This window comes from Stenotrophomonas testudinis, assembly GCF_024499815.1.
Taxonomy (GTDB): domain Bacteria; phylum Pseudomonadota; class Gammaproteobacteria; order Xanthomonadales; family Xanthomonadaceae; genus Stenotrophomonas.
In genome coordinates, this window is record NZ_JAMOKY010000002.1 from 59,241 (window position 1) to 73,349 (window position 14,109).

At 67.3% G+C, this 14,109-nt stretch carries 14 protein-coding genes; 12 read left to right on the top strand and 2 right to left on the bottom strand.

Going from position 1 to position 14,109, the window contains the following annotated elements; translation table 11 throughout:
• The first annotated feature begins 39 nt into the window (after positions 1 to 39).
• The gene (gene lolA, locus NQ204_RS01670; RefSeq protein WP_256642884.1) at positions 40 to 678 is read left to right on the top strand and encodes an outer membrane lipoprotein periplasmic chaperone LolA; all 639 of its coding nucleotides are present in this window, start codon (positions 40 to 42) and stop codon (positions 676 to 678) included.
• A gap of 226 nt (positions 679 to 904) precedes the next feature.
• Entirely contained in the window at positions 905 to 2,182 is a 1,278-nt protein-coding gene (locus NQ204_RS01675) for a replication-associated recombination protein A (protein ID WP_256642885.1), read from the top strand.
• A gap of 2 nt (positions 2,183 to 2,184) precedes the next feature.
• Here the strand turns inward: NQ204_RS01675 and NQ204_RS01680 are convergent, their stop codons facing one another.
• A complete protein-coding gene (locus NQ204_RS01680; RefSeq protein WP_116863785.1) occupies positions 2,185 to 2,556 on the bottom strand; it encodes a hypothetical protein in 372 nt (123 codons plus the stop codon).
• A gap of 300 nt (positions 2,557 to 2,856) precedes the next feature.
• Here NQ204_RS01680 and NQ204_RS01685 point away from each other — a divergent pair, with 300 nt between their 5' ends.
• From NQ204_RS01685 to NQ204_RS01730, 10 genes are all read left to right on the top strand, one after another.
• The gene (locus tag NQ204_RS01685) at positions 2,857 to 3,231 is read left to right on the top strand and encodes a DUF805 domain-containing protein (RefSeq protein WP_256642886.1); all 375 of its coding nucleotides are present in this window, start codon (positions 2,857 to 2,859) and stop codon (positions 3,229 to 3,231) included.
• A gap of 172 nt (positions 3,232 to 3,403) precedes the next feature.
• Complete coding sequence (locus NQ204_RS01690) at positions 3,404 to 4,429, top strand: alpha/beta hydrolase (protein ID WP_256642887.1); 1,026 nt, start codon at positions 3,404 to 3,406, stop codon at positions 4,427 to 4,429.
• Between the two features lie 121 nt (positions 4,430 to 4,550).
• Positions 4,551 to 5,930: a YncE family protein gene (locus NQ204_RS01695; protein WP_256642888.1), complete on the top strand. Its 1,380-nt coding sequence runs from the start codon at positions 4,551 to 4,553 to the stop codon at positions 5,928 to 5,930.
• A gap of 53 nt (positions 5,931 to 5,983) precedes the next feature.
• Positions 5,984 to 7,030, top strand: coding sequence for a heme/hemin ABC transporter substrate-binding protein (locus NQ204_RS01700; protein ID WP_256642889.1), 1,047 nt, complete (start codon positions 5,984 to 5,986; stop codon positions 7,028 to 7,030).
• Positions 7,027 to 8,070, top strand: a complete 1,044-nt coding sequence (locus NQ204_RS01705; protein WP_256642890.1) for a FecCD family ABC transporter permease — start codon at positions 7,027 to 7,029, stop codon at positions 8,068 to 8,070. Before NQ204_RS01700 ends, NQ204_RS01705 begins: the two co-directional genes overlap by 4 nt.
• Positions 8,067 to 8,828, top strand: a complete 762-nt coding sequence (locus NQ204_RS01710; RefSeq protein WP_116863791.1) for a heme ABC transporter ATP-binding protein — start codon at positions 8,067 to 8,069, stop codon at positions 8,826 to 8,828. The genes NQ204_RS01705 and NQ204_RS01710 overlap by 4 nt, the downstream gene beginning before the upstream one ends.
• Before the next feature lie 69 nt (positions 8,829 to 8,897).
• Positions 8,898 to 9,647 (top strand): hypothetical protein, encoded by a 750-nt coding sequence (locus tag NQ204_RS01715; RefSeq protein ID WP_256642891.1) that lies wholly within the window; start codon positions 8,898 to 8,900, stop codon positions 9,645 to 9,647.
• 403 nt (positions 9,648 to 10,050) lie between these two features.
• Complete coding sequence (gene fusA / locus NQ204_RS01720) at positions 10,051 to 12,087, top strand: elongation factor G (protein ID WP_256642892.1); 2,037 nt, start codon at positions 10,051 to 10,053, stop codon at positions 12,085 to 12,087.
• Between the two features lie 223 nt (positions 12,088 to 12,310).
• The gene (locus NQ204_RS01725; protein WP_079221882.1) at positions 12,311 to 12,583 is read left to right on the top strand and encodes a hypothetical protein; all 273 of its coding nucleotides are present in this window, start codon (positions 12,311 to 12,313) and stop codon (positions 12,581 to 12,583) included.
• A gap of 111 nt (positions 12,584 to 12,694) precedes the next feature.
• A complete protein-coding gene (locus tag NQ204_RS01730; RefSeq protein ID WP_256642893.1) occupies positions 12,695 to 13,450 on the top strand; it encodes a SapC family protein in 756 nt (251 codons plus the stop codon).
• Between the two features lies 1 nt (position 13,451).
• Here NQ204_RS01730 and NQ204_RS01735 read toward each other — a convergent pair whose 3' ends face one another.
• Entirely contained in the window at positions 13,452 to 14,108 is a 657-nt protein-coding gene (locus NQ204_RS01735) for a response regulator (RefSeq protein WP_256642894.1), read from the bottom strand.
• Position 14,109 lies beyond the last annotated feature (1 nt).

Here is a 14,109-nt window from a genome sequence, read left to right on the forward strand (position 1 = left end):
TCCTAACTTTCCTGGCGCATGCGCCCACAGGATTCCTGCATGAACATCCGCTTCCGTCCTTTCCTCGCCACCACCACCCTGGCCGTGGCCTGCGCCGCTGCCGGCAGCGCCTGGGCTGGCGCCCGCGATGACCTGAAGACCTTCACCAGTGGCCTGAAGGGCCTTGATGGTCAGTTCAGCCAGCAGGTGTTCGACAGCCGCGGCAAGGTCAAGGAATCTACCAGCGGCCGCGTGGCCCTGTCGGCGCCGCGCCTGTTCCGCTGGGAATACGTGCGCCCGCACGAACAGCTGATCGTGGCCGACGGCAAGAAGGTCTGGATGTACGAGCCGGACCTGGAACAGGCCACCGTGCGCGAGCAGGGCAAGGAAGAGCAGAACAGCCCGCTCACCGCGCTGATCAACCCGGCGCTGCTGGAACAGCAGTACGACCTGAGCGAGGAAGCCGGCAAGCGTGACGGCCTGCAGTGGCTGTCGCTGTCGCCGAAGCGCGATACCGAAGCCAGCTTCCAGTACGCCGCCCTGGGCTTCAACGCGCAGGGCCTGGCGAAGATGGAAATCACCGATGCCGTCGGCCAGCGCACCGTCATCACCTTCAGTGGCTGGAAGCGCAACCCGGGCTTCGCCGCCGGCACCTTCAGCTTCACCCCGCCGAAGGGTACCGACGTCATCGGCAATTGATTCAGTCCGTGCCTTGGTGGGTGCCAACCGTTGGTGGGCACGCTCTTGATCTGCTTCGGTAGGTGTCAACCTTGGTTGACACGCCGTTGATCCGCCGGGCATGGCCCGGCGCTACCAATCTTCGGCGCGGTACAATGATCGGGTGCCAAGACATCGTTCCACTTCATTCCCAGGCCCCGATCTGCTGAGCGTCGATCGGGATCATCTGCGCCCGCTGGCCGAGCGCATGCGCCCGCGCACCCTCGACGAAATGGTCGGGCAGAAGCGCCTGCTGGCACCGGAAAGCGCGCTGCGCCGCGCGGTCGAATCCGGCCGCGTGCATTCGATGATCCTGTGGGGTCCGCCGGGCTGCGGCAAGACCACGTTGGCCCTACTGCTGGCCGAATACTCCGACGCCGAATTCCGTGCCATCTCCGCCGTGCTGTCCGGCCTGCCGGAAGTGCGCCAGGTGCTGGCCGAGGCGGCGCAGCGGTTCGCCGAAGGCCGACGCACCGTGCTGTTCGTGGACGAAGTGCATCGCTTCAACAAGGCGCAGCAGGATGCGTTCCTGCCGCACATCGAGCGCGGCACCATCCTGTTTGTCGGCGCCACCACCGAGAACCCGTCCTTCGAGCTGAACTCGGCCTTGTTGTCGCGCTGCCGCGTGCACGTGCTGGAAGGCGTTTCGCCCATTGACATCGTCGAGGCGCTGGAGCGCGCACTGGGTGATCGCGAGCGCGGCCTGGGCGAAGAGCACATCGAGGTGGCGCCTGAGCTGCTGCTGGAAATCGCCACGGCTGCCGACGGCGATGTGCGTCGCGCGCTCACCCTGCTGGAAATCGCCGCCGAGCTGGCGGGCGGTGAGGGCGGTTGTATCACGCCGCAGACCCTGACCCAGGTACTGGCCGATCGCACGCGCCGCTTCGACAAAGGCGGCGAGCAGTTCTACGACCAGATCTCGGCCCTGCACAAATCCGTGCGCAGCTCCAACCCGGATGCCGCGCTGTACTGGCTGACGCGCATGCTCGATGGCGGCTGCGATCCGTCCTATCTGGCGCGCCGGCTGACCCGCATGGCCATCGAGGACATCGGCCTGGCCGATCCGCGCGCGCAGAGCATGGCGCTGGAAGCCTGGGACATCTACGAACGGCTGGGCAGCCCCGAGGGTGAGCTCGCCTTCGCGCAGCTGGTGCTGTATCTGGCCAGCACCGCCAAGTCGAACGCCGGGTACGCGGCCTTCAACCAGGCCAAGGCCGACGTGCGCGAAAGCGGTACCGAAGAGGTGCCGCTGCACCTGCGCAATGCCCCGACCAAGCTGATGAAGGAGCTCGGCTACGGTGCCGAGTACCAGTACGACCACGATGCCGAAGGTGGCATCGCCTTGGACCAGACGGGCTTCCCGGACGCGATGGGCGAGCGGGTGTACTACAACCCGGTGCCGCGCGGGCTGGAAATCAAGTTGAAGGAAAAGCTGGACCGTCTGCGCGCAGAGCGTGAGGCGGCGAGGGCGGCAAAAGGCCGCTGACTCTACAATCGGAACGTGCCCCGTTTTCGCTTGACCACGATCGGCACGCCCAGCGCTTTCTCCGCTTCACGCGCTGCGGCCCGGTAGCGCGTGAACTTGGCATCGCCCGCTGCACCCACCTCCAGTTGGCCGTTCACCGCGTCGACAGACATGCCATCCGGATCCGGCAACCATCGATCCAACGTCCGGGCGCCAAGGATGGTTCTGAGATCCTTGCTCGAATACAGGCTGCCTGAAACGAAGCTGACGGTAATGCCGCCGCGCGGCCACTGCATCGTGCGCGTCCTGTAGCGGGTGTCGCCTTTCAGCAGCACGACAACCTGCAGCGGATCGCAGGAAACGCGGCGGCCTGCATAGGTTTCTGGAAACGCCACCCTCAGTCGCGCGGTGACCCCGGCCAGCTGGCGCTCCAGTGCCTGTTGTCGGGGCAGGGGGTGATCTGCACACCATCGAAGCCGGTGCGGTCGCCGCGATCAGCAGTGCAGGCTGTCGCGCACAGTGTCATTGCGCACACAAGTGCAGCTGCGGCGTAGCGCCGTGGTGGGGCGGGGCGAGGCGGCGTATGCATGGATGCAGTATGCCTGCATCAGCGGCGCTGGGTGATGGAGTGGAATTGTTGTATGTCTGCCCATTTGGCACACTGCGCGCCTTCTTTTCCCAGGGACTTTCCTGCCATGGACCAGCTCATCCTGCCGTTGAAGCGTTACGCCCAGTTCGATGGTCGTGCCAATCGTCGCGAATACTGGATGTTCCAGCTGTTCATGCTGATCGTCTCGATGGTGCTGATGGTGCCGATGATCACCGCGCTGGTGATGCAGTCCGATGGCCTGGGCATCGCGTCGATCATCCTGTTTGTCCTGTTCTGGCTGGCCACCCTGCTGCCGGTCATCGCCGTCACCGTGCGCCGCCTGCACGACTGCAACCAGTCGGGCTGGCTGTACCTGCTGGCCTTCATCCCGTTTGGCGGCCTGGTGATCTTCGTGTTCACGCTGCTGCCGGGCACGCCGGCTGCAAACCAGTACGGCCCGGTGCCGCCGGAATTCGGCTGAGTCCCTGCGTGGCGTGGTCGCCGGGCGCGGCCCGGCGCTACAACTGGCGCACGGCCCCTGGGTCGCGCGCGATACACAGCGTGACGTGTGATCGATGTGATAATCATTCGCGTTTAAGGTAGACTGCGGTCCCTTGATGAAGAGGCGGCGGCGCCCGCCGCATCCGTCACCCATGATGTTTTCCGCACGCTCCTTCGGCTGCCTGGCCGCCCTGATGATGGGGGTCCTGATGATGGGGGTCCTGATGGCCACGCCCTACGCTCATGCGCAGCAGCGCAATCCGCAGCAGCTGATGGGCCGCACCGTGCTCGACGAACCGGCATCCAGCTACCGCTTCGAACGTTTCGTGATCGCCAGCCCTGACCAGCAGCGCCGCTGGCGGGTGAACGTGGCGATCCCGGCAAAGGCCTCCAGGACCCCGTCGCCGGTGCTGTACGCACTGGATGGCAACGCCGTCGCCATGGTGCTGGACCAGCCGATGCTGGCCGAACTGGCCGCCACCAAGGCGCCGCCAGTGCTGGTGCTGATCGGCTACGACAACGAACTGCGTATCGACTCGCCGGCCCGTACCCTGGACTACACCGCATGGATCGACCGCGCCGATGACGAGGGCGGCACCACCCAGGCCGTCGGCGGTGGTGCCGACGTCTTCCTCGACCTGATCGAGCGCCGCATCAAGCCCGAAGTGGAGCGCCGCGCGCGCATCGACACCCGCCAGCAATCGCTGTGGGGTCACTCGCTGGGCGGCCTCTTCGTGCTCAATGCGCTGTACACCCGACCCGCCGCGTTCCAGGCCTATCTGTCGGCCAGCCCGTCGCTGTGGTGGAGCCAGGGCGCCGCCCTGGGCGACCCGGAGCAGCAGTTCGTGCAGAACGTGCATGGCCAGCCCGCAAAAGTCTGGTTGATGCTGGGCGGCGCCGAGCGCGTCGGCGACCGCGGCAAGCGTGACATGAGCAACCCGCGCGTGGTCGCACATCTGCGCCGCATTGGGGGCGCCACCCCGGATGCGGCCATGCAGCTGTCCACGCGCCTGGCCAAGGTGCCCGGCCTGAGCGTGCAGTATCGTGAATTCCCCGGCCTCGGCCACGGCCCGATGCTGCCCGCGTCGTTCCACGCGGCCCTGCATGAGCTGTACGGCGTGACCGACCGCAGCGTGGAGGACGGCAAGGCGCCGCCGTCCGCAAACGCCGCCCAATGAATCCCCGCACGGCGTGGCCGTGCGACCCCACTACCCAGGCGTGACTGCCGACGTGCAGCGGCCCAGGCAACCGATGAATCCCGCGCCACGAGGCGCGGCCTACGTGTGCAAGGAGCCTTCCATGTCGTTTCGTCCGTCCCTCCGTCTGACCTCCCTGGCCGCCGGCCTGCTGCTGGCGGTCACCGCCACCGCGCAGCCGGTGTTCGACCAGCCCGCCAGCGCCACGTTCAAGGGCACCGTGATCTCGCGCGGCGAGAACGTCGTTCCCGGCAGCACGGCCGAGGTCATCGGCCGCGGCTTCGTGCCGGGCCAGCTGGTCATCCTGGTGCGCGGTGACAGCGTGCTCAACGCGCAGCCGCTGGTGGTCGACGCCGACGGCAACTTCAAGACCCAGCTGGCGATTCCCGCCGATGCCGTGCCGGGCACGCACCCGGTGGTCGTCCGCGCCAGCCAGCCGTCGGCGGCCACCGTGCTGAAGCTGCGCGTCTCGCCGCAGCTGCCGCTGTCGGGCCAGCAGCAGTTCGCCACCCAGTCCAACAAGCTGGTACCGGGCCTGTACCAGTCGGCCTACAGCGCCGCCAGCAACGCGGTGTTCGTCACCTCCTCGGTCGGCCGTCCACCCGTCACCCAGTCGCAGCTGCTGAAGCTGGACCCGAAGACCCTGAAGGTGACCAAGGCGATCACCCCGGCGCAGGTCGCCGGCACCACCAATGGCGCGGTGTACGCGGTCTATGGCGTGGGCGTGGATGACACCAACGGCAACGTCTGGGTGACCAACACCCGCCAGAACTCGATCGCGGTCTATCGCCAGAAGGATCTGTCGCTGGTCCACCAGTTCCCGGTCGACACCGTGCCGCATGCGCGCGACGTCGTGGTGGATGGCACGCACGGCAAGGTGTTTGCCTCGGCCACCGGCGAAGACCACCTGTCGGTGTTCGATGCCACGACGCTGAAGGAACTGCCGTCGATCACCCTGGAGTCGGGCGTCGACGAGGGCAAGTTCACCCCGATGAGCCTGGTGCTGGACGAAAAGGCCGGGAAGCTGTTCACCGTCAGCATCGGCACGCCCGAAGCCGCGGTGATCGACGTCGCCACCGGCGAAGTTGACAAGGTCATCGACCTGGGCAACTCGATCAGCGCCTCGGGCGTCGCCTTCGATGCGCAGCAGAACCGCCTGTACGTGGCCTCGCAGGGCACCGACAACCTGCTGATCGTTGACGTCGCCAGCGGCAAGGTCGTGCACGACGTGCCGGTCGGTGCCGGTGCGCTGAACGTCGCCTTCGATGACAATAGCGGCCTGGCCTATGTCACCAACCGCGGCGCCGGTACCGTCACCGTCGTTGATCGCGATGGCAAGGTGGTCGGCAACCTCGATGGCGGCACCTTCCCCAACCATGTGCGCGCCGATGGCAAGGGCAGCGTGTTCGCGGTGAACAAGTCGCGCGGCGCCGACGATGCCAAGGGCGACCGCATCACCCGCATCACCCTGCGCCAGCCGTAACCCACGCGCCGGGCGAGGGCAGCGCCTTCGCCCGGCCAGCAAGGAGATTCTGCATGAACATCGCTTCCCGCCTGCGCCTGTGCGCGCTTCCGCTGGCCGTCTCGCTGGCACTGGCCGCCTGTGGCGGCACGTCTGCGCCGCCTGCGGCCAACGACGCCGCTGCGCCCGCCGCAGAAGTCGCCACGGCGGCCACCGAACTGCCTGCCGGCTGGCAGCGCGTGGCGGGCACCGATCTGCCGGCCCTGACCGGCCAGGTGCCGGTGCTGCCGGCCAACGTGCGCTCTGACGATGGCGCCGACGCCGAAGTGACCGACACCAGCCGCATCATCGCCGGCGGTGACGATGTGATTGCCGTGCTCGAGGCGCTCGGCCTGGGCAAGCAGGTGTTTGCCGCGCCGACCAACACCACCACGCAGGCCGGCCAGGCCGCGCCGCACCAGTTCCTGTTCAACCGCACCACCGGCGTCGAGGGCGTGGTGAGCCTGCATGGCTCGCTGTTCCTCGGCAACAGTCTGCGCCGCCACACCGTGCTGGCTGGCAAGCTGCGCGAGGTGGGCGAGTCGGCGGTGGTGATCGACGACCTGCAGCCGGCGCCGGACAAGGTGCGCAAGGTCGCGGCCGCCGTGGGCCTGCCCGATGCCGGGCAGACTTTGGCGACCCAGGTGCAGCGTCAGCTGGATGAGGCGGCGGCACTGGGCAAGGGCCTGGCGCATGCGCCGCGCGTGATCCACGTGTCGGCCACCGGTGGCGGCGGCAGTCCGACCGTGGCCGGCGCAGACAGCGCTTCGGCCGAGATGATCGCCCTGGCGGGCGGCGTCAACATCGGCAGCGAGGCCGGGGTGAAGAACTACTCGCAGCTGAGCAATGAAGGCGTGATCGCCGCAGCACCGGAGGTGATCCTGGTGACCGAGCACGACCTGCAGCAGTTTGGTGGCGCCGAAGGCCTGTGGAAAGCCTACCCGACCCTGAAGCAGACGCCGGCCGGCGCGGCCAATCGGGTCTGGGTGATGCCCGATGTGCAGCTGAAGTACACCAGCGTCGGCACCGGCGCGGGCGCACTGGCCCTGGCCAAGGCTCTGGCGGCGCTGCCGCCGGCATGAGTCCGGCTGATCGGCGCCGCCGTCGCGGGCGGGTGATGCTGTTGGTGGCACTGCTGGCCCTGGTGGGCGCGGTGCTGGCGTCATTCGCGATGGGGCCGCTGCGCCTGCCGCCATTGGATGTTCTGCAGGCCCTGGGGGTGAAACTGGGCCTGGTCGATCCGCAGGCGGTCAGCCGCCGCGACCTCGCCGTGGTGTGGCAGCTGCGCATTCCGCGGGCCCTGCTGGGGGCCATGGTGGGGGCGGCGTTGGCGATGGCCGGTGCGAGCCTGCAGGGATTGTTCGGCAATCCGCTGGCCGACCCCGGCATCGTCGGCGTCAGCCAGGGCGCGGCGCTGGGCGCCGTTGCGGCGATCGTCCTGGGGGCGGCAGGCGCAGCGGACTGGCTGGTGCCGGTGGCTGCATTTGGCGGTGGCGCACTGGCCATCGGCCTGACCTACGCATTGGCGCGCCCGGGGAAGGGCAGTGGCAATGCGACGCTGCTGCTGGTGGGCATTGCGATGGCGGCGTTCTGCTCGGCGCTGATCGGCTTCCTCACCTACATCGCCAGCGAGAGCCTGCTGCAGTCGCTGGTGTTCTGGCAGATGGGCTCGCTGGCGCAGGCCAACTGGGCGGACGTGGCCGCCGTGGTGCCGCTGTTCGCCATCGGCGTGTTCGCGCTGCTGCGGTTGGCCATGCCGCTGGACATGCTGGCGCTGGGTGAGCGCCAGGCGCAGCACCTGGGTCTGGATGTCGCGCGTACGCGACGGATGCTGGTGGCCTTCAGCGCGTTGCTGGTGGGTGCGGCGGTGGCATTTGCCGGCTCGATCAGTTTCGTCGGCCTGGTGGTGCCGCACATGGCGCGGCTGCTGGTTGGCCCGGGCCATCGCTGGTTGCTGCCGGTGTCGGGCGTGCTGGGCGCGCTGCTGATCGTCATTGCCGATACCGCCGCGCGCACGCTGGATCCGCCGGCGGAAATTCCGCTGGGCCTATTCTCGGCCGCGCTGGGCGCGCCGTTCTTCCTGTGGCTGGTGCTGCAGCAGCGCCGCAAGGACACGCCATGAGCGATTTCCTGCAGTTGCGCGATGTGGTGGTGCGCCGCCAGCAGCGCGAGATCCTGCATGGCATCTGCCTGGCCTTCGCGCCGGGCACGGTGAGCGCGCTGGTCGGACCGAACGGTGCTGGCAAGTCAACCCTGCTGGCGGTGGCCGCTGGCGATCTGCGGCCCGATGTTGGCGAAGTGCAGCTGCATGGCGCGCCATTGCGCAGCTACAAGGCCGGCCCATTGGCGCGCGAACGCGCGGTGATGCCGCAGGAACATGGCGTGCGCTTCGCCTTCAGCGTTGAAGAAGTGGTGGCGATGGGGCGGCTGCCACATCCGCCGGATCCCGCGGTGGACGATATGCGCGTAGAAGCCGCCATCGACGCCGCCGAGCTGCAGGCGCTGCGTCTGCGCGAAGTGCAGCAGTTGTCCGGCGGTGAATCGGCACGAACCACGTTTGCGCGCGTGCTGGCGCAGGACACGCCGCTGCTGTTGCTGGATGAGCCGACCGCCGCGCTGGATCTGCGGCACCAGGAACGCACGCTGCGCAGCGTGCGCGCGTGCGCCGAAGCAGGCGCCTGCGTGATCGTGGTGCTGCATGATCTGAATCTTGCAGCCGGCTACGCCGATCGCATCGTGCTGCTGGAGCGGGGCAGGGTGGCGGCCGACGGCACGCCTGCGCAGGTGCTGACCGAAGCGAACCTGCAGCGCGTATACCAGCAGGATGTGGTGGTGCTGCAGCATCCGCGCCGGGGTGTGCCGCTGGTGGTGGTGACCTGATGCGGTAAAGCGTCGTGTCGCATCGCGACGTATTATTGGCGGCTCGTTTTTCTCAACGGACTGACCCCCATGAAGCACCATTTCCCCCGCGCTGCACTGCTGGTTTGGCTGGCTGCAACGGCGTGCACCGCGCATGCCGCCTCCACCCGCACGGTGTCGATCGAGAAGGCGGCCGACCAGGCCACGTCGATCGAAACGCGGCATGCAAGCCGCGCAGGCGCCACGCCCGATGTGTTCACCACGCACTACTTCACCGGTGGCGCGATGATGATGGCCTGGGGCGATCAGCGCGTGCTGCTGCTCTGCAAGAAGTCGGCCTATCTCAAACTGCCGGGCATGAAGCCTGCGGCCAGCGAGTTGCCGCTGGAGAAGCGCCAGATGGTCGGCTACGAGGCCATGATGGCCGGCTACGGCGGTATCGCAGCCATTGTCGGGCTGGCAGATGGTTCGGTTGAAGTGGCTGACGATGGCAGTGAAGTGCGTCGCCATGCCGAGCGCCCGTGGGCCTACGGCACTGAACGCTACGATGTGATCAGCCAGCGCATGCCGGGTGGCGCGCTGCGCGTACGCGCGTTAAAGACGGCAACGGTGAATACTGCGAAGCCGTCGAAGCCGGGCGCCACCTTCAGCAGTGATGAGGATCAGGCTGCACGTTTGGCCGAGCTGGGTGCGGTGGGCAGCTGGACCGAGATAACCATGTACGACTCGCCCAAGCGTGGCGAGGTCGATCCTCAGTACCCGTTGAAGGACTGGGTGTCGGTGACAGGTGACCATGCTGCGACTGTGGCTGAGGCGCGCCGGATCAACGGCTGCGAGTGAGGCTCGCTGCAGGGGTCAGAGCCCTTGGCTTTGCCAAGGGCTCTGACCCCGTCAAGCCTCATCGTTCCATCCATGCGTGCAATAGCCACTTGCGCGCAGGAACCACAGGTCTAGAATGCGCCCCATGAACCGGATGCCGCTCCTGAAGTTTTACACCCTGACCCGCGCAAGCGCGGAACGGGCGTGTCTGCCTGGAGTGCCACGGGGCCGTTGATCCGGCCATCGATGGACCATCCACAGAGCGCCCTTCGGGGCGCTCTTTTTGTTTCCGCCATTTCATTCCACCCGCAACACCGAGGAGAACGTGCCATGCACCAGATCGCCGATACCGAACGCTAGCCGCGCGCCCTGTCGCCAACCGAGGTGCGCGGCCCCTGAAGTTGGCTTTGCAGGAACCTATCTCATGAATACCCACGTCCTTTCCCGCCGTCGCAACCTCGGCATCATTGCCCACATCGACGCCGGTAAAACCACGCTGACCGAACGCCTGCTGTGGAAAAGCGGCGAGATCCATCGCGTCGGCGAAGTGCACGACGGCAATGCGACCACCGATTTCTCGGCGATCGAGCGAGAACGCGGCATCACCATCGGCGCGGCCGCCGTGCAGGCGCAGTGGGCGCCGCGCGATCTGCCGCCGCATCGGCTGACCCTGATCGACACCCCCGGTCACATCGACTTCGCCATTGAAGTCGAGCGTTCGCTGCGCGTGCTCGACGGTGCCGTGGCCGTGTTCTCGGCCGTCGACGGCGTGCAGCCGCAGTCGGAAACCGTGTGGCGCCAGGCGCGCCGGCATCGCGTGCCGCTCATTGCCTTCGTCAACAAGATGGACCGCGTCGGCGCATCGTTTGAGCGTGTGCTGGAGCAGCTGCAGGACAAGCTGCAGGCGCGGCCGTGGGCGCTGGGTGTGCCGTTGGGCAGCGAGAGCGACTTCCATGGCTGGGTCGACCTGGTCGACGAGCGCGTGCTGCGCTGGCATGACGGCGCTGCGGCGTCCATCACCCCCTGGGTCGAAGGCGAGCGCGTGCAGTGGCAGGCGAAGCGTCAGGCGCTGATCGAGGCCGTGGCCGACCATGACGACGTGCTGGCCACGGCGTGGCTGGAGGGTGCGGCGATCGATGCGGCGATGCTGCGCGCGGCGATCCGCCGGGCCACGCTGGCCGGTGCCGGCGTGCCGGTGCTGGCGGGCGCGGCTTTCAAGGACAAAGGCATCGAAACGCTGCTGGACGCGGTGGTCGATTACCTGCCGTCGCCGCTGGATCGCCCGGCTGTCACTGCCGAAGCGGAACACGCTGAGGTGTCGCTGCCGCCGGACCCGGACGGTCCGCTGGCGGGCCTGCTGTTCAAGATCACCCACCAGCAGCACGGCGCATTGAGCTTCGTACGGCTGTACTCGGGCACCTTGAAGGTGGGCGATGCCATTGCCAGTTCGCATCACCCGCAGGGGCGCCGCGTCAGCCGGCTGGTGCGCGTGCAGGCCGACCAGACCCACGACATCGAGCAGGCCGTGGCCGGCGATATCGTCGCGGTACTGGGCTGGAAGGATGCCGTCAGTGGTGAAACGCTGAGCGGGCGAGGGCAGCCGTTGCGTTTGGAGAGCATCCAGTCGCAGGCGCCGGTACTGGCCTGGCGGCTGGAGCCGGCACGCGCGGCCGACCTCATCCGCATGGCGCAGGGCCTGGCCAGCCTGGCCCAGGAGGACCCGTCGTTCAAGGTGGAGACCGAGCGCGACAGTGGTGAAACCCTGGTCTGGGGCATGGGCGAGCTGCACCTGGAGGTGATGGTCGAGCGGCTGCGCAGCGAATGGAAGGTCGGTGTCGGCGTGGGCGCGCCGCGCGTGGCCTACCAGGAAACGCCGTTGCGCGCGTTGTCCGGCGTGGTTGGCCGGGTCTCCAAGCAGAACGGTGGCCAGGGCCAGTTCGCCCATGTGGTGCTGGACGTGGTGCCGCGCGACGACGACCAGGTCGTGTTCAACGACCGCATCGTCGGTGGCGTGGTGCCGCGCGGCTTCATCGCTGCGGTGGAAAAGGGTGTGCGTGCGGCGCTGACGTCCGGGCCGCAGGGGCATCCGGTGGTGGGCATCGAGATCAGCCTGGTCGATGGGGAAACCCATGCCAAGGACTCCTCGGAGATGGCCTTCCACCGTGCCGGCGGCGAGGCGATCAAGGCCGCCCTGGTCGCGGGCGGTACGCAGCTGCTGGAGCCGGTGATGGCAGTGACGGTGCATTCGCCGTCGGCCTCGGTGGGTGATGTGGTGGGCGACCTCAACCGTCGCCACGGCCGCATCGCTCGCATCGACGACCAGGAAGGTCGTGCCGAGGTCAGTGGTTTTGCACCGCTGGCCAACCTGGTGGGGTACACCACATCGCTGCGCTCGCTCAGCCAGGGGCGCGCCAGCAGTGAAGCGCATCTGCACGGGTACGAGCCGGTGCGCGCTGCGTGATGCAAGGCAGAGGGAGTCCGTTCGCGGGCTTCCTCTTTTGTTTGAGCGTGTTTTGCGCGTGTCATGCGCAAAACACGCATGGCGTGGATCTACAATGTGCGAGTGGGATGATGCGCGCCGGCCCGCGCTGCAATGCAGCAAAACTGCAGAAAAAGCTGGATTAAAGTGATGCCTCACGATAAATTGCGCACCCCCTGTTGATTTGCTGCCGATCGCACCCGCCATGCGTGATGACAACGACCCCGGAACCCTGGAGCTGACCCTGCCGCGCAAGCGCGGTCGGCCACCCAAGTTCGGGTACGCAATGAGCGATGCGCAGCGGGCTGCGCGCTACCGTGCGCGCAGGGCAGGGCAGGCCAACCACGCCGATGTGCGCTCGTGCAGCGACATGGTGTTGCTGGACAAGATCCGCGCGGCCGTCAGTGCCCGCGACACCGAGCTTGCCGGCTTCCTGGTCCACGTGCTGTGGCAACGCTACCCGCTGCAGCTGAAATAAATTCGCGTCGGGGTGGCTCTTGCCATCCGGCTTGTTGATAATGCGGGGTTCAGGTTGTTCCCGCTGGCGCGCCCGGGATGGCAGGCGTGCATGTTCGACATGGCTTTGACGATGACCACCACCAGCGACACCACCACCGAAGCTGCACAGAGCGGCGCGCCCCTGTTCTACACCCGTCCGGTGCCGCTGCAGGCCGACGTGCATGCCGATGTGCGCATCCTGCCGGGCAAGCTGGAGTTCGCTGCAGGCAGCAACTCGATCCCGCTGGTGCTCGGCGAATTCTCCCTGGCGCTGCACCACTTCCCGATTCTGTTCGCCGGCCCGACCGCCGTGCCGATGGCCGCCGTCGGCATCACCACCGAAAACCTGTTCATCACCGATGGCCTGTGGGCGGATGAGACCTACATCCCGGCCTACCTGCGTCGCCACCCCTTCATCTTCATCGATACCGGCAAGGACAATGACTTCCTGCTGGGCATCGACGAAGATAGCCCGCGCATCGTGCGTGGCGGCGAAGAAGGCCAGCCGCTGTTCGTTGATGGCAAGGCTACCGACATGGTGCAGCAGGCGCTGGAATTCTGCGGCCAGTTCACCCGCGAGCACGAACAGACCCAGGCCTTCTCCAAGGCGCTGCTGGAAAACAATCTGCTGGTCGAACGCAACGCCACCATCCGCCTGCCCGATGGTCGTGAGTTCAACCTCAATGGCTTCTTCGTGGTGGACGTGGAGAAGTTCGTCGCGCTGCCGGACGTCACGGTCGTCGAATGGCACCGCAGCGGCTGGCTGGCTCTGATTCACCAGCACCTGATGTCGCTTGGTCGCTTCAACGACCTGACCCGTCGCCAGGCCGAGCGCAACGCAGCCTGAGTCAGGACTCTGGCGCGGCGGGAAGATCGCCGCGCCAGAGACGCAACACCCGCAGCAGCCGCTGCGCTTCGGGCCAGTGCGGGGCGGCGGCGTTGCCCACACTCCACAGTTCACCCGCCACGTCCCGCATGGCGGCGACGCCGCGCATCTGCAGGACGCCCTTCAGGCGGTGGGCATGATGACGCAGCGCCGGTGCATCCCGCGCGCCCATGGCCTGCTGCAACAACGCCATTTCCGCGCGGATGTCCTGATCGTAGTCCGCAAGCAGCTGCGTCGTCACGTCGGTTGCGGACAGCGAATCTGTGCCGCCCAGGTCGAGTGCCTTCAGCAGTGGCTCGATCTGCAGCGGCTTGACCAGTACATCATCGAATCCCGCACGCTGACAGCGCTGCAGGTACTCATCGCCGCTGTGCCCTGACAGTGCGAGCAGGCATGCCCGATTCGCCAGGTCGAGCTCCTGCGCGCGCAACTGCGTGGCGAGCGTATAGCCATCCATCGCGTCCAGTTCTATATCAAGCAGGACGACCGACGCGGGTGAGGCGGCCTGCTGGGCAAGCGCCGCGGCGGGGCCATCCGCCTCGCGCACGTCCGCGCCGAGCTGCTGAAGCTGTGCGGCAGTGACCCGACGATTGAGTACATGATCGTCGACCAGCAGCACC

Bases quoted from the DNA above. Each gene is read 5' to 3' on its own strand.
- NQ204_RS01695 (WP_256642888.1), top strand. From the start codon at position 4,551: ATGTCGTTTCGTCCGTCCCTCCGTCTGACCTCCCTGGCCGCCGGCCTG.
- lolA (WP_256642884.1), top strand. From the start codon at position 40: ATGAACATCCGCTTCCGTCCTTTCCTCGCCACCACCACCCTGGCCGTG.
- NQ204_RS01725 (WP_079221882.1), top strand. From the start codon at position 12,311: ATGCGTGATGACAACGACCCCGGAACCCTGGAGCTGACCCTGCCGCGC.
- NQ204_RS01690 (WP_256642887.1), top strand. From the start codon at position 3,404: ATGATGTTTTCCGCACGCTCCTTCGGCTGCCTGGCCGCCCTGATGATG.
- NQ204_RS01675 (WP_256642885.1), top strand. From the start codon at position 905: ATGCGCCCGCGCACCCTCGACGAAATGGTCGGGCAGAAGCGCCTGCTG.
- NQ204_RS01700 (WP_256642889.1), top strand. From the start codon at position 5,984: ATGAACATCGCTTCCCGCCTGCGCCTGTGCGCGCTTCCGCTGGCCGTC.
- NQ204_RS01710 (WP_116863791.1), top strand. From the start codon at position 8,067: ATGAGCGATTTCCTGCAGTTGCGCGATGTGGTGGTGCGCCGCCAGCAG.
- NQ204_RS01685 (WP_256642886.1), top strand. From the start codon at position 2,857: ATGGACCAGCTCATCCTGCCGTTGAAGCGTTACGCCCAGTTCGATGGT.
- NQ204_RS01715 (WP_256642891.1), top strand. From the start codon at position 8,898: ATGAAGCACCATTTCCCCCGCGCTGCACTGCTGGTTTGGCTGGCTGCA.
- fusA (WP_256642892.1), top strand. From the start codon at position 10,051: ATGAATACCCACGTCCTTTCCCGCCGTCGCAACCTCGGCATCATTGCC.
- NQ204_RS01705 (WP_256642890.1), top strand. From the start codon at position 7,027: ATGAGTCCGGCTGATCGGCGCCGCCGTCGCGGGCGGGTGATGCTGTTG.
- NQ204_RS01730 (WP_256642893.1), top strand. From the start codon at position 12,695: ATGACCACCACCAGCGACACCACCACCGAAGCTGCACAGAGCGGCGCG.